Origin of the sequence: Streptomyces sp. NPDC014801 (assembly GCF_043082085.1) — a bacterium.
GTDB lineage: Bacteria > Actinomycetota > Actinomycetes > Streptomycetales > Streptomycetaceae > Streptomyces.
In genome coordinates this window covers 568,407-581,560 of the sequence record NZ_JBIBXG010000003.1, presented here as the reverse complement: position 1 = coordinate 581,560, position 13,154 = coordinate 568,407, and the positions used below count along the sequence as shown (strand labels likewise).

Annotated in this window: 11 protein-coding genes; 8 read left to right on the top strand and 3 right to left on the bottom strand. The window is 75.1% G+C overall.

Going from position 1 to position 13,154, the window contains the following annotated elements; all coding sequences use genetic code 11:
* Window positions 1-16: 16 nt before the first annotated feature.
* The 4 genes from ACF1AL_RS09255 (at window position 17) to ACF1AL_RS09240 (ending at window position 5,371) form a co-directional block, all read left to right on the top strand.
* The gene (locus ACF1AL_RS09255) at window positions 17-1,417 is read left to right on the top strand and encodes an MFS transporter (RefSeq protein WP_391818434.1); all 1,401 of its coding nucleotides are present in this window, start codon (window positions 17-19) and stop codon (window positions 1,415-1,417) included.
* Window positions 1,414-2,463, top strand: coding sequence for a TolB family protein (locus ACF1AL_RS09250; protein ID WP_391825678.1), 1,050 nt, complete (start codon window positions 1,414-1,416; stop codon window positions 2,461-2,463). Before ACF1AL_RS09255 ends, ACF1AL_RS09250 begins: the two co-directional genes overlap by 4 nt.
* Before the next feature lie 112 nt (window positions 2,464-2,575).
* Window positions 2,576-4,717 carry a SpoIIE family protein phosphatase gene (locus ACF1AL_RS09245; protein WP_391780311.1) on the top strand — a complete coding sequence of 714 codons (2,142 nt, stop codon included), beginning with the start codon at window positions 2,576-2,578 and terminating at the stop codon, window positions 4,715-4,717.
* Between the two features lie 168 nt (window positions 4,718-4,885).
* Window positions 4,886-5,371, top strand: coding sequence for a peptidylprolyl isomerase (locus ACF1AL_RS09240; RefSeq protein WP_391696014.1), 486 nt, complete (start codon window positions 4,886-4,888; stop codon window positions 5,369-5,371).
* Here the strand turns inward: ACF1AL_RS09240 and ACF1AL_RS09235 are convergent.
* Window positions 5,368-5,985 carry a TetR/AcrR family transcriptional regulator gene (locus tag ACF1AL_RS09235; protein ID WP_386912425.1) on the bottom strand — a complete coding sequence of 206 codons (618 nt, stop codon included), beginning with the start codon at window positions 5,983-5,985 and terminating at the stop codon, window positions 5,368-5,370. The genes ACF1AL_RS09240 and ACF1AL_RS09235 overlap by 4 nt on opposite strands.
* 97 nt (window positions 5,986-6,082) lie before the next feature.
* On the opposite strand from ACF1AL_RS09235, the gene ACF1AL_RS09230 reads away from it, so the two are divergent.
* Together ACF1AL_RS09230 and ACF1AL_RS09225 are read left to right on the top strand one after the other, a co-directional pair.
* Window positions 6,083-6,544 carry a DUF4345 domain-containing protein gene (locus ACF1AL_RS09230; protein ID WP_391696010.1) on the top strand — a complete coding sequence of 154 codons (462 nt, stop codon included), beginning with the start codon at window positions 6,083-6,085 and terminating at the stop codon, window positions 6,542-6,544.
* A 558-nt stretch (window positions 6,545-7,102) separates the two neighbouring features.
* Entirely contained in the window at window positions 7,103-7,903 is an 801-nt protein-coding gene (locus tag ACF1AL_RS09225; RefSeq protein ID WP_391780313.1) for a pentapeptide repeat-containing protein, read from the top strand.
* Window positions 7,904-8,236: 333 nt separating this feature from the next.
* Here ACF1AL_RS09225 and ACF1AL_RS09220 read toward each other — a convergent pair whose 3' ends face one another.
* Window positions 8,237-10,192, bottom strand: a complete 1,956-nt coding sequence (locus ACF1AL_RS09220; protein WP_391825677.1) for an ABC transporter ATP-binding protein — start codon at window positions 10,190-10,192, stop codon at window positions 8,237-8,239.
* A 144-nt stretch (window positions 10,193-10,336) separates the two neighbouring features.
* Here ACF1AL_RS09220 and ACF1AL_RS09215 point away from each other — a divergent pair, with 144 nt between their 5' ends.
* The gene (locus tag ACF1AL_RS09215; RefSeq protein WP_391696004.1) at window positions 10,337-11,311 is read left to right on the top strand and encodes a YbhN family protein; all 975 of its coding nucleotides are present in this window, start codon (window positions 10,337-10,339) and stop codon (window positions 11,309-11,311) included.
* 228 nt (window positions 11,312-11,539) lie between these two features.
* On the opposite strand, the gene ACF1AL_RS09210 is transcribed toward ACF1AL_RS09215, so the two are convergent.
* Window positions 11,540-12,253, bottom strand: coding sequence for an SDR family NAD(P)-dependent oxidoreductase (locus ACF1AL_RS09210; protein ID WP_391825676.1), 714 nt, complete (start codon window positions 12,251-12,253; stop codon window positions 11,540-11,542).
* A 94-nt stretch (window positions 12,254-12,347) separates the two neighbouring features.
* Between ACF1AL_RS09210 and ACF1AL_RS09205 the strand changes: the two genes are divergently transcribed.
* Window positions 12,348-13,112, top strand: coding sequence for a crotonase/enoyl-CoA hydratase family protein (locus tag ACF1AL_RS09205; protein ID WP_391818440.1), 765 nt, complete (start codon window positions 12,348-12,350; stop codon window positions 13,110-13,112).
* Window positions 13,113-13,154 lie beyond the last annotated feature (42 nt).

The following is a 13,154-nucleotide window of genomic DNA, read 5'->3' as shown; positions in this document are numbered from 1 at the left end:
CCTGGAGCCTGCGCACATGTACCTCACCGAGCGTTCCGCACCCGCGCGGACGGACACCGTCCGGGGCCGGGGACGCGGCACCGGGGCCCGGGTCGCCCCGGTCGTGCTCGTCCTGGGCACGGTCAGCCTGATCACCGACGTCTCCTCGGAGATGGTGACCGCCGTCCTGCCGCTCTATCTGGTCAGCACGCTCGGTTTCAGCCCGCTGGGCTTCGGCACCCTGGACGGCATCTACAACGGCGTCAGCGCGCTGGTCCAGCTCACCGGCGGCCATCTGGCCGACCGGGTGCGCGGCCACAAGCTGATGGCCGGGCTCGGGTACGGCCTGTCCGCGCTGTGCAAGCCGCTGCTGCTGCTCGTGAGCAGCTTCGGCGCGCTCGGGACGGTGCTGGCGCTCGACCGCACCGGCAAGGGCCTGCGCACCGCGCCGCGCGACGCGATGATCTCGCTGTCCACCCCGGCCGGGCGCCAGGGCCGGGCGTTCGGCGTGCACCGGGCGATGGACACCACGGGCGCGATGCTCGGCCCGCTGGCCGCCTTCCTCATCCTGCGCGCGGCCGCCGACGGCTACGACGCGGTGTTCGGCGTGAGCGCGTGCGTGGCCGTCCTCGGCGTCCTCGTCCTGGTGCTGTTCGTGCCGGGCCGGAGGCAGCGGGCGGGGGCAGGGGCCTCCGGTGACGCGGGTGGCGGGTCGGCGGGTCCCGAACCCTCGGCCGCCGGACCCACGGGCGCCGGGACCTCCGGCGACGGACCGGTGGACGCCGGCCCCCCGGTCACCGCCGGCGGACCGACGGGCGCCGCTGCGGCGATCACCGGGCCGCAGCCGGTCCGGGTGCGCGAGGCGCTGGCGCTGCTGCGCCTGCCCCGGCTGCGGGCGCTGGCCGGCTGTGCCGCGCTGCTCGGTCTGACCACCGTCAGCGACGCCTTCGTCTATCTGCTGCTGCAGCGGCGGGCCGGCGTCGGCGAGGCCTGGTTCACGCTGCTGCCGCTGGGCACCGCCGTCGTGTTCCTGCTCCTGGCGGTGCCGCTGGGCGCGCTGGCCGACCGCATCGGACGGCGCACCGTGTTCCTCGCCGGGCACGCCGCCCTGCTCACCGCCTACGCCCTGCTGCTGTGGGCCCCGGCCACCCCGGCGCTGGCCCCCGTCGTCCTCGCGCTGCACGGCGCGTTCTACGCGGCCACCGACGGGGTGCTCCCGGCCGCGCTCGCCGCGGTCGTGCCCGAGCGTCTGCGCGGCAGCGGCCTGGCCATCGTCGGCACCAGCCAGGCGCTGGCCCGGTTCTGCTGCTCGCTCGGGTTCGGCGCCGCGTGGACGCTGTGGGGGGACGGCCCGGCGCTCGCCGGAGCGGCGGCCGGCCTGCTGTGCTGCGCCGCCGTCGCGGGCGTCGTCCTGCGGCCCGCCGGCGGCCCCCGATGACCGTCACGACCCCGAGGACCACCATGACCCCGCTGCGCCGCCGCCTGCTCGTCCTCCTCGCGGCGGTCCTGCTGCTCGCCGGCGCGGGAACCGCCGTGGTGCTGCACGCCGCCGGCCGCGCCGACCGGGCCGGCCAGGCGCAGCCCGGCGGCCCCACGGTCACCGCGGGCCGTCCGACCCTCGGCCAGAAGGACCGCCTGATGTTCGTCAACGCCGCCGCCGGACCGCACCGCGGGGCCGTCGCCTCGGTGCCGGCCGGTGATCCGCAGGGGCGGCGCACCGCCGCGGACCTGACGTGCGCGCGATTCTACGCGGCGGCCGGCACCGGCATCTGCCTGCAGTCCAACCCCGGTGTGCTCAAGCAGAGCAACCGCGCCCTGCTCCTGGACTCCGAGCTGCGCACCGTGCGCACCTTCGCGCTCGCCGGCACCCCGAGCCGGGCCCGGGTCTCGCCCAGCGGCCGCTTCGCCGCCTGGACCGTCTTCGTCTCCGGCGAGTCGTACTCCTCGGCGTTCTTCTCCACCCGGACCTCCCTCCTGGACACCCGCACCATGAAGCTGACGCCCAGCCTGGAGACGTTCTCCGTCGTCAAGGACGGCAAGCCCTACCACGCCTCGGACGTCAACTTCTGGGGCGTCACCTTCGCCGCGGACGACGACACGTTCTACGCCACCCTCAACACCGCGGGCCGCACCCACCTGGTCCGCGGCTCCCTGTCCCGGCGGACGGTGACGACCCTGGCCGAGAACGTGGAGTGCCCCTCGCTCTCCCCCGACGGCACCCGGGTGGCGTACAAGAAGCGGGTGCTGTCGGGTGCCTCGCTCTGGCACGAGTACGTCCTCGACCTGCGCACCCTGCGCCAGACGCCGCTCGCCGAGCGGCACAGCGTGGACGACCAGGCCACCTGGCTCGACGACCGCACCCTCGCCTACGCCCTGCCCGCGAACGGCAGGGTCGGCAGCAGCGACCTGTGGAGCGTGCCCGCGGACGGCACGGGGACCCCGCGGCTGCTGATCGCGGGCGCGTCGTCGCTGGCGCCGCTGTAGCCACCGGGGCCCCGCAGGCAACGGGCCGGGTTCGGGCGGAGGGACGCCGCCGTGGTGGCCGGTCCCGGCGGCGCCGGAGGCGCGGAGCCGGGAGCAACGGTACGTTTCCGGTATGGGCATCGATGTCGACGCGTTCCTGCGTCGTCTGGCGCAAGAGCTCAGACCGCGGGCGGAGGAGTCGGCCGAGCTGCTGCTGCGGCGCCTGCGCGTCGACATGCCGGAGCTGTGGGAGCACGAGGAGGTCGCCGGGCTCGCGCTGGAGGAGACGACCGGGCACATCTCCCGGTTCCTGGACGTCCTCGGACAGCGCATCGAGGTGGAGGACGTCGAGGCGCCGCCCGAGGCGCTGGAGATCGCCCGCCTGGCCGCCCGGCGGGGAGTGCCGATCAGCCGGCTGCTGCGCTCCTACCGCCTCGGCCACATGCTCCTGGTCCAGCAGCTCCAGGACGAGGCCGCCCGGCTCACCGACGACTGGGAGCTGCGCAACGCCGCGATCATGCGGCTCGTCGGCGCGGCCTTCGCGTACGTCGACCGGGGGTCGGAGCAGGTCGTCACGGCCTACCAGGAGGAGCGCGACCGGCGGGTGCAGCGGCGGCTGCTGCTCGCCAACGAGGCGAGCCGGCGGATCGGGACGACGCTCGACACCGCCCGCACCGCCGAGGAACTGGCGGGGTTCGGCACCGAGGACTTCGCCGACCTCGTCACTGTCGACCTCCTCGACTCCCTGCTGCACGACGGCGACGACCATCCCTCCGCCCCGCCCGGCCGTACGCCGCTGCTGCGCCGTATCGCCCAGCGTTCCCTGCTGGACGACGACGCGGACCCGCCGGTCGCCACCGGCCGGACCCACACCTTTCCGGCGGACTCGGAGGCGGCCCGCGCGCTCGCCTCGGGGCAGCCGGGACCGCTCCGCGCCCCGGCGTCCGCCGACGCCCGCGTGTCGGCGCTGCTGCTTCCCCTGCGGGCCCGCGGCAACACGCTGGGCCTCGCCCGGTTCCTGCGCCGCGCCACCGCGCCCCCCTTCGACGACGACGATCTGCTGCTGGCCCAGGAGATCGCGGCGGTGGCGGCGGTGTCCATCGACAACGCCCGCCGCTACAGCCAGGAGCGCAGCACCGCGCTCACCCTGCAGCGCAGCCTGCTGCCGCAGCGGGAGGTGGAGCAGTCCGCCGTCGACACCGCGTCGCGGTACCTGCCGAGCGGCGCGCGGGCCGGTGTGGGCGGTGACTGGTACGACGTGATCCCGCTGTCGGGTGCGCGGGTCGCCCTGGTCGTGGGCGACGTCGTCGGCCGCGGGCTGCACGCCGCCGCCACCATGGGCCGGCTGCGCACGGCCGTGCGGTCCTTCGCCGACATCGACCTGATGCCCGACGAGCTCCTCACGCACCTGGACGACGTGGTCATCCGCCTGCAGCGCGAAGAGGCCCCGGGCGACGGCGAGTTGAGCGCCACCTGCCTGTACGTCGTCTACGACCCGGTGTCCCGCCTGTGCACGCTGGCCAGCGCCGGCCATGTCGCACCGGCCGTGGCGACTCCCCCGCAGGCGCGCGGTGTCGGCGCCACCTGGTCGGTCGACTTCCCCGAGATGCCGATCGGGCCGCCGCTGGGCCTGGGCGGACTCCCCTTCGAGACGGCGCAGTTCGAGCTGGCGGAGGGCAGCCTGCTGACGCTGTACACCGACGGCCTCATCCAGAGCCGGGACCGTGACGTCGACGCCGCGCGCGCCGCGCTGTGCGACGCGGTCACCGACGGGCCGGACACGCCGGACGAGATCTGCGACCGGTTGCTGGCCGCGGTGCTGCCCGCCGACCGCTCCGACGACGTCGCCGTGCTGGTGGCGCGGACCCGGGCGTTCGACCCGGGCCACGTCACCACGCTGGACCTCCCGTCGGACCCGGCGGCCGTCGCCGGCGCGCGCCTGCACACCGCCCAGGCGCTCACCTCGTGGGGCCTGGAGGAGCTGTCCTTCGCGACGGAGCTGATCGTCAGCGAGCTGGTCACCAACGCGATCCGCTACGGCAAGGGCCCCATCCAGCTGCGGCTGATCCTGCAGTCCACGCTGACCTGCGAGGTCTTCGACACCAACAGCACCTCCCCGCATCTGCGCCGTGCCCGCATCTTCGACGAGGGCGGGCGCGGACTGCTGCTGGTGGCCCAGCTCGCCGACCGCTGGGGCACCCGCCAGTTCCGCGAGGGCAAGGTCATCTGGGCGGAACAGGCGCTGCCCGCCGCAGCAGCCGGCTCCCCCGGCTGACGGACGTCGCCTGATCCACCGTCACCGAACCGGTCACTGCTCCGCGAGGGCGGATCGCCCGGTGCCGGGCCGGTGGGTCGGGGCGTGCCCGAAGGTGCTGTGAAAGACTGACGTGTTTCCCGCGCCCGACCGGGCCGGGAGGGACGCACTACACCGAGTGGAGAAGTCATGACCAACGTCCGCCTTTCGACGACCATGGGCGACATCGTCCTCAGCCTCGACGACGCCAAGGCCCCGAAGACGGTCGCGAACTTCCTGGAGTACCTCGACAGCGGCCACTACACCGGGACGATCTTCCACCGGGTCATCAACGGCTTCATGATCCAGGGCGGCGGCCACAGCACGGACATGCGCATCAAGCCGGCTCCGCGCACGGTGGAGAACGAGGCCAAGAACGGCCTGAAGAACGTCCGCTACAGCGTCGCCATGGCCCGCACCTCCGCGCCACACTCGGCCAGCGCCCAGTTCTTCATCAACGTGAACGACAACGACTTCCTCGACTACCCGGGCCAGGACGGCTGGGGCTACGCCGTCTTCGGCAAGGTCGTCGAGGGCCAGGACGTCGTCGACCGGATCGCCCAGGTCCCGACGGGCGCGCAGGACGTGCCCAAGGAGCAGGTCGTGATCAACTCCGCCGAGGTCGTGCAGGCCTAGGCTCCGACGTCCGGCCGGCCGGGCGCCGGGTCCTCCCGCAGCAGGGGGCGCAGGGCGCCCAGCACGGCACCGACGCACACGTCGCGCAGTTCGGCGCGGGTGCAGGTCGGCTCGGTCAGCCAGTCCACGCACAGCACCTGGACGAAGACCAGCCAGCTCTTCAGCACGCCGGAGACGGCCCGCCGGGTGGCCTCGTCGGTCACCGGCAGGACCCCGAGCAGGCGCTCACGCAGGGCGTCCAGCTCGCCGGTGATGATCGTCTGGATCAGCCGGTCGCCGGCCAGCACCCGGTTGGCCGCCAGGACGGTGTTGCGGTTCTCCGCGAAGTACTCGATGTGCACGTCCAGGCCCTGGGCCAGCTGGTCCGCCAGCGACGCCGCCGGATCCAGCCGCGTCCGGGCGAGCAGCCGGTCGGCGACCTGCCGGTAGAGCGCGGCGAACAGGTCCCGCTTGCTCGGGAAGTACCGGTACAGCAGCGCCCGAGAGACGCCCGCGCGCTCGGCCACGTCCTCCATCAGCACCTCGTCGTAGGGGCGCGCGGCGAACTCGCGCGCGGCGACGGCGAGCAGTTCGGCGCGGCGTTCATCAGGGCTGAGGCGGCGGCGCGGCGGCATGCGCCGCATCTTACTTGACATGTGTCTACTAACGGCGCCTACCCTGAGACCGTACGTCTTACTGGACACATGTCTACTGACGGACGGGGCGCTCGGCATGACCAAGGTGAAGGCGTTGCGCGGGCTCGCGTGGGCGATGGGGTACGCGTGCGTGGCGATCGGTCTCTTCCATGTGCTGCTCGGCAACTCCGCGATCCCGGGGGCGGGTTCGGCCGGGCCGACCGTCGACAGCTTCGGGCGCTTCATGGGCGCGGTCTTCGCCGGGTACGGGCTCGCCTGGCTGTGGGCCGTACGGCAGTCCCCGATGCCGTTGTCCGTGATCCGCGTGCTGACGGGTGTCTTCCTGCTGGGCGGAGTGGGGCGGCTGCTGTCCCTGGCCGTCGAGGGCCGGCCGCAGTGGTTCCAGATCCTGCTGGCGGTGGTCGAACTGGGGCTGTCGCCGGTGCTGCTGTGGCTGGCGGCCGGGGAGGAGAGGAGGCCGGTGGCCGGCGAGGAGGGGCCGGTGGCCGGCGAGGAGAGGCCGGTGGCCGGCGAGGAGAGGGCGCCCGGGAAGGCGTGACGGGCCCGGCAGGGCGTGGCCGGTGCGCAGCGGCCGCCGGGGGCCGTGCGCGTTCTGCGAGAATGGGCGGCCGGTCCCGCCGCTGACCAGCGGTGCCCGTCTCGCCCTGGGAGAACACACACGGTGTCGCCACAGCACGGAAAGCCCTCCTCCGCCGGAGGCCGCAAGCGCCCCGCCCCGTCCGCGGGCGGCGGCCGCTCCGACGCGGCCGGGGGCCGGCAGGCGGCCCGGGGCGGATCCGGAGGCACCGGAAAGCCGGGAGGCAGGGCCGTCGGCAAGCCGGGGACAGGGGGCAGGGCCGCGGCCGGAGACGCGTCCGGCGGCAGGAGCGAGGGCGCCGCGCCGCGGGACCGGTCACGCCAAGGCGCGCGCGAAGACTCCCGGGACGGGGCACGCGAAGGCTCACGCCAAGGCGCGCGCGGGGACTCGCGGGACGGGGCACGCCGGCGTACGGCACCGGCGCGCAACGAGAAGGGTGCGCGGGGGAAGGGCGCCGGCGGACGCGAGGAGCGGACGCCGGGCAAGGACTCCGGCGGGCGTGGGCGTGCGCTGCCCGTGGTGCGGCGGGACGATCTGCAGGCCGACTGTTCCGCCTGCTTCGGGCTGTGCTGTGTCGCGCTGCCCTTCGCACGGTCCGCCGACTTCGCGGTGAACAAACCGGCCGGGACGCCCTGCGGGAACCTCCAGGCCGACTTCCGCTGCGGCATCCACGCCGAGCTGCGCGAGCGCGGCTACCCGGGCTGCACCGTCTTCGACTGCTTCGGCGCGGGTCAGAAGGTCTCCCAGGTCACCTTCGGCGGCACGGACTGGCACAGCGCGCCGGGCACCTCGCCGGCCATGTTCGCGGTCTTCCCGGTGATGCGGCAGCTGCACGAGCTGCTGTGGTACGTCACGGAGGCGCTCGGCCTCGCGGCCGCCCGGCCCGTCCACCGGGACCTGCGGCGCGCGTCCGGCCGTATCGAGGACCTCACCCGGGCGGGCGCCGAGGAGATCGTCGCCGTGGACGTGAACGCCCTGCGCGGCGAGGTGAACGAGCTGCTGCTGCGGGCGAGCGAGCTGGCGCGCGCGGGGCTGCCGGGCCGGCGCCGCAATCACCGCGGGGCCGACCTCATGGGCGCCCGGCTGGCCGGGGCGGACCTGCGCGGCGCCAGCCTGCGGGGCGCGCTGCTGGTCGCCGCCGATCTCCAGGGCGCCGATCTGCGCTCGGCCGACCTGATCGGCGCCGACCTGCGCGACGCGGACCTCACGGGCGCGGACCTCACCGACGCCCTCTTCGTCACCCAGGCCCAGCTCAACGCGGCGCGGGGCGACGCGTCGACCGTCCTCCCGGCGGGACTGGAGCGGCCGGCGCACTGGTGACCCGGCCCGCGGTCACCCGGCGGGACCCGGTGGCGGAACCCGGCGCCACGCGCGGTGGCGGCCGGGTTCGGCCGTTCGGTGCACCGGAGATGCGGCGCCGCACCGGCCGCCGTTAACTGAAATCACCGGCACCGCACCGGATTCCACGACTCCGGCCGGGCCGCGTCCGGAACCCCGAGACGGACCGCGACCCGGCCGGTGCCTCACGCGCCGGACGGCGGGGCCCCGCGTCCGCGCCCGGCGCGCCGGCCGGGCGCCACCGCACCCCGCACCACCGGCGCCCCGCACCCCGGCATCCCGCCCGTCCGGCACTCGACGCGGTTCGCCCCCGGTCTACGCCACCGCTTCCCCGGCCAGCGGTACGGCCTCCCCCGCCGCGTCCTTCCCCCCAGCGTGCTCCTCGTGGCCGTGCTCCTCCTGGACGTGCTCCTCGTGGGCGAACTGTGTGCGGTGCAGCTCGGCGTAGCGCCCGTCGGCGGCGAGCAGTTCCTCGTGGGTGCCGCGTTCCACGACCCGCCCCGCCTCGATCACCAGGATCAGGTCGGCGGCCCGCACGGTGGACAGCCGGTGGGCGATCACCAGGGCCGTGCGGTCGGCCAGGGCCTCCGTGAGCGCTTCCTGGACGGCCGCCTCCGAGGTGTTGTCGAGGTGGGCGGTCGCCTCGTCCAGGATGACCACGCGCTGGCGGGCGAGCAGCAGCCGGGCGATCGTCATGCGCTGGCGTTCGCCGCCGGAGAGCCGGTAGCCGCGTTCGCCGACGACGGTGTCCAGGCCGTCGGGCAGCTCCCGCACCAGGTCGTCGAGGCGGGCCCGGCGCAGCGCGTCCCACAGCTCCTCGTCGCTCGCCTCCGGACGGGCGAGCAGCAGGTTGGCGCGGACGCTGTCGTGGAAGAGGTGGCCGTCCTGGGTGACCATGCCGACGGTGGCGTGCAGCGAGCGGAACGTCAGGTCGCGCACGTCGACGCCGCCGACCCGGACGGCGCCCGCGTCGACGTCGTACAGCCGCGGCAGCAGCTGCGCGATGGTCGACTTGCCGGCGCCGGAGGAGCCGACGAGTGCGACGGTCTGTCCGGGTTCGGCGCGGAAGGAGACACCGTGCAGGACCTCGGCGCCGCCGCGGGTGTCGAGGGCGGCCGCCTCCTCCAGGGAGGCGAGGGAGACCTGGTCGGCGGCCGGGTAGGCGAAGCGGACGTCGTCGAACTCGACGCCGGCCGGGCCCTCGGGGACCTCGCGGGCGTCGGGCTTCTCCTCGATGAGCGGCTTGAGGTCGAGCACCTCGAAGACCCGCTCGAAGCTGACCAGGGCGCTCATGACCTCCACCCGCGCCCCGGCGAGCGCGGTGAGCGGCGCGTACAGCCGGGTCAGCAGCAGCGCGAGCGAGACGACCGCGCCCGCCTCCAGCGTGCCGCGCAGGGCGAAGTAGCCGCCGAGGCCGTAGACCAGGGCGAGCGCGAGGGCGGAGACCAGCGTGAGGGCGGTGATGAACGCCGACTGGGCGGTGGCGGTGCGGATGCCGATGTCCGCCACCCGCCGGGCGCGCTGCGCGAACTGCACCGACTCCTCCTCGGGCCGCCCGAACAGCTTGACCAGCGTGGCGCCGGGGGCGGAGAACCGCTCGGTCATCCGGGTGCCCATCGCCGCGTTGAGCGCCGCGGCCTCGCGCTGCATCCGGGCCATCCGGCTGCCCATCCGCCGGGCCGGCACCACGAACACCGGCAGCAGCACCAGCGCGAGCAGCGTGATCTGCCAGGACAGGGTGAGCATGACGGCGAGCGTGAGCAGCAGCGTGACGAGGTTGCTGACCACGCCGGACAGGGTGTTGCTGAAGGCGCGCTGGGCGCCGATCACGTCGTTGTTGAGCCGGGAGACCAGCGCTCCCGTACGGGTGCGTGTGAAGAACGCGACCGGCATGCGCTGCACATGATCGAACACGGCCGTGCGCAGATCGAGGATGAGTCCCTCGCCGAGCCGCGCCGAGAGTCTGCGCGAGAGGATGCCGAGCGCCGCCTCGGCCACCGCGATGAGCGCGATGAGCAGGGCGAGGCGGACCACATGGCCCTCCTCGCCGCCCGACACGATCGCGTCGACGACGCGCCCGGCCAGGACGGGCGTGGCCACGGCGAGCAGCGCGGTCACCACCCCGAGCGCGACGAACAGGGCGATGCGGCGGCGGTGCGGGCGGGCGAAGGCTGCGATGCGGCGCAGCGTCGCCGGGTCGAAGGGGCGCCGCTCCTGCTGGGCGGTCATGACGCTGTGCAACTGCGTCCAGGCGGTGGTCTCCATGCTCATGGACAGCAACGTAGAACCTCAATCATCGTTGAGGTCAATGTCTCCCGCTCGTCCCCTCGTTCGAAGGATCCGATGACCGTACGCAACGTGCCGTCCCCGCTTCCGCAACCCGCCGTTGGCGCGGTGCGGACACCCTCTCCCGGTGTGACCGCCGTCCCCCTTCCCCCGTTGCCGCAGGGACGACTCCCCCGTCGCGTCCCCGTCCGGCAGGTGCTGTGCCTGCTCCCGCTCCTGCTCGTCGCCGTCGTCGCCGTACGGCATCGCGCCACGCTCGCCGAGGGTTTCGGCCAGTTGCGCACGGCCGAGTGGCCGTGGCTGGCCGCCGCGGCCGGCGCGACCTGTCTGACCTGGGTGGCCGCCTCCTTCACCCGGCAGGGCGCGGTCGTGGAGCGGCTGCCGCGGCTGCGGCTGCTGGCCACGCAGTTCGCCGCCGGCGCCGCCAACCACCTGCTGCCCACCGGGCTGGGCGCAGGCGCCGTCAACCTGCGCTTCATGACCGTGTGCGGGGTGCCGCTCGCCCGCTCCTCGGCCGCCCTCGCGCTGTACCTGCTCGCCGAGTGCGTGGGCCGGCTGGTGCTGCTGGCGGCGCTGCTGATCGCGTTCCCGGGCGCGCTGCACCTCGGCACGCTGGTGCCGCAGGACGCCCTGCTGCCGCTCGGGGCGGCCGTGGCCGCGCTCGCCGTGACCGCGGCCCTGGTGCTGGCCTGCGTGCGGCGGCTGCGCACGGCCGCGCGTGGCTTCCTGCGCACCGCGCTCGGCGAGGCACGCTCGGTGCACGCCCGGCCGGCCCGCGCCCTGGCGCTGTGGGGCGGTTCGCTGGCCTTCCCGGCGCTGCAGGCCTCGGGACTGGTCCTGGTCGGGCAGGCGCTGGACCTTCCGGTGGCGCCCGCGCACATCGCGGTGGCGTACCTCGCGGCGACCGTCGCGGTCGCGCTGGTGCCGACGCCCGGCGGCCTCGGCTCGGTGGAGGCCGCGCTCGTGGTGGCGCTGGTCGCGGCGGGCGGCCCGGCGGCCGTCGCGACGGCGGTGGTCCTGGCCTACCGCATCCTCACCGTGTGGCTGCCGCTGCTGCCGGGCGCGGTGACGCTGGGGGCGCTGGTCCGGCTGAAAGTGATCTGAAGCCCCGGTCCACGGTCCACGGTCCGCGACCCGCGACCATCGCGGCCACCGGCTCCTCCGGACCACCGGTCACCCGACCCCGAGGGACGCCGGGCACCCCGGCCCGGAGGGCGCCAGTGACGCGTCCCGGAGGGCGCCGGCGACCCGGGCCGAACGACGCCGGCAGCCCGGCCGCCCGCTCACCAGCGGCGTAGCCCCGCAGGATCCGTCCGGCCGGTCCCCGCCCGCTCACCAGGGGACCGGCTTGCAGTCGCGGAAGAAGCCGCCGGTGGGGCCGTCGTCCGGCAGGGTCGCCGCCCAGACGACGCCGGCGGCGCCCTCCGGCACGGGCCGCCCGCCCCCGCCGCCCATGTCGGTGGCGACCCAGCCCGGGCAGACGGCGTTGACCAGCACCCGGTGGGAGCGCAGTTCGCCGGCCAGCAGCCGGGTGAGCGCGTTCAGCGCGGCCTTGGAGACGCTGTAGGCGGGCGTGCCGCCGGTCATCCCGGCGAGCGATCCGCCCTCGCTGCTGACCATGACGACCCGCGGGTGCGGGCTGCGTTCCAGCAGCGGCAGCAGCGCCTGCGTCACCTGCCAGGCGCCGAACAGGTTCGTCTCCAGCGCCCTGCGGACCTCGTCCAGGTCGGCGCTGCGGGCGCGCGCCCAGGTGTCGTACAGGATCGCCGCGTTGTTGACGACGACGTCGACGCGTCCGAGTTCGCGGGTGACCCGTTCCGCGAGCGCCGCCACGCTCGCGGCGTCGGCCACGTCGAGCCGCATGGCGGTCACGCGCGTGCCGCCGGGGTCGATGCGGGCGGCCGCCCGTTCGCCCTTGGCGAGGTCGCGGGAGCCGAGGACGACGTGGTGGCCGCGGTCGGCGAGCTGCCGGGCGACCTCGCGGCCGATGCCGCGGTTGGCGCCGGTGACGACGGCGACGGGATCGGGGCCGGGCTGCACTGCCATGGACTGCTCCTGACGAGGTCGTGGGCCGGCGACGCGACGGGCGGGTAGCGTGCGGGCGTTGCCGAGCGGCGTCGCAGTCGAAGGGAATTCCACCATGCCCGTCCGCGTCGAACGACGAGATCACGTCACGACGGTCGTCCTGTCCCGCCCCGAGGCGCGCAACGCCGTGGACGGGCCGACGGCCGCGGAGCTGGCGGAGGCGTTCCGGGCCTTCGAGGCGGACGAGGAGGCGCGGGTGGCCGTGCTGTGGGGCGAGGGCGGCACGTTCTGCGCGGGCGCCGATCTGAAGGCGATGGGCACCGAGCGGGGCAACCGGGTGGCCGAGGACGGGGACGGGCCGATGGGCCCGACGCGGTTGCGGCTGTCCAAGCCGGTGATCGCCGCGGTGGCCGGGCACGCGGTGGCCGGGGGGCTGGAACTGGCGCTGTGGTGCGATCTGCGGGTGGCCGAGGAGGACGCCGTGTTCGGCGTGTTCTGCCGCCGCTGGGGCGTGCCGCTGATCGACGGCGGCACGGTACGGCTGCCCCGGCTGATCGGCACCGGCCGCGCGCTGGACCTGATCCTGACGGGCCGCCCGGTACCGGCCCGGGAGGCGTACGAGATGGGGCTGGCCAACCGTCTGGTGCCGCCCGGCACCGCGCGCACCGCCGCCGAGGAACTGGCCGCCGAGCTGGCCCGCTTTCCCCAGGACTGCCTGCGCTCCGACCGCGCCTCGGTGCTCGGCCAGGAGGGGCTGCCCGAGGAGGAGGCCCTGCGCGCCGAACTCGCCCACGGCACGGGCGTGTTGGCTGAGGGGCTGCGGGGAGCGGGACGGTTCGCGGCGGGCGCGGGCCGCCACGGGTCGTTCGGCGCCGGCTGATTCGGCCCACGGGACGGCACAGCGGGGCCGCCCACCGGTCGA

Coding starts and splice junctions, on each gene's coding strand:
- ACF1AL_RS09255 (WP_391818434.1), top strand. CDS start 17: ATGTACCTCACCGAGCGTTCCGCACCCGCGCGGACGGACACCGTCCGG.
- ACF1AL_RS09250 (WP_391825678.1), top strand. CDS start 1,414: ATGACCGTCACGACCCCGAGGACCACCATGACCCCGCTGCGCCGCCGC.
- ACF1AL_RS09245 (WP_391780311.1), top strand. CDS start 2,576: ATGGGCATCGATGTCGACGCGTTCCTGCGTCGTCTGGCGCAAGAGCTC.
- ACF1AL_RS09240 (WP_391696014.1), top strand. CDS start 4,886: ATGACCAACGTCCGCCTTTCGACGACCATGGGCGACATCGTCCTCAGC.
- ACF1AL_RS09235 (WP_386912425.1), bottom strand. CDS start 5,985: ATGCCGCCGCGCCGCCGCCTCAGCCCTGATGAACGCCGCGCCGAACTG.
- ACF1AL_RS09230 (WP_391696010.1), top strand. CDS start 6,083: ATGACCAAGGTGAAGGCGTTGCGCGGGCTCGCGTGGGCGATGGGGTAC.
- ACF1AL_RS09220 (WP_391825677.1), bottom strand. CDS start 10,192: ATGAGCATGGAGACCACCGCCTGGACGCAGTTGCACAGCGTCATGACC.
- ACF1AL_RS09210 (WP_391825676.1), bottom strand. CDS start 12,253: ATGGCAGTGCAGCCCGGCCCCGATCCCGTCGCCGTCGTCACCGGCGCC.
- ACF1AL_RS09205 (WP_391818440.1), top strand. CDS start 12,348: ATGCCCGTCCGCGTCGAACGACGAGATCACGTCACGACGGTCGTCCTG.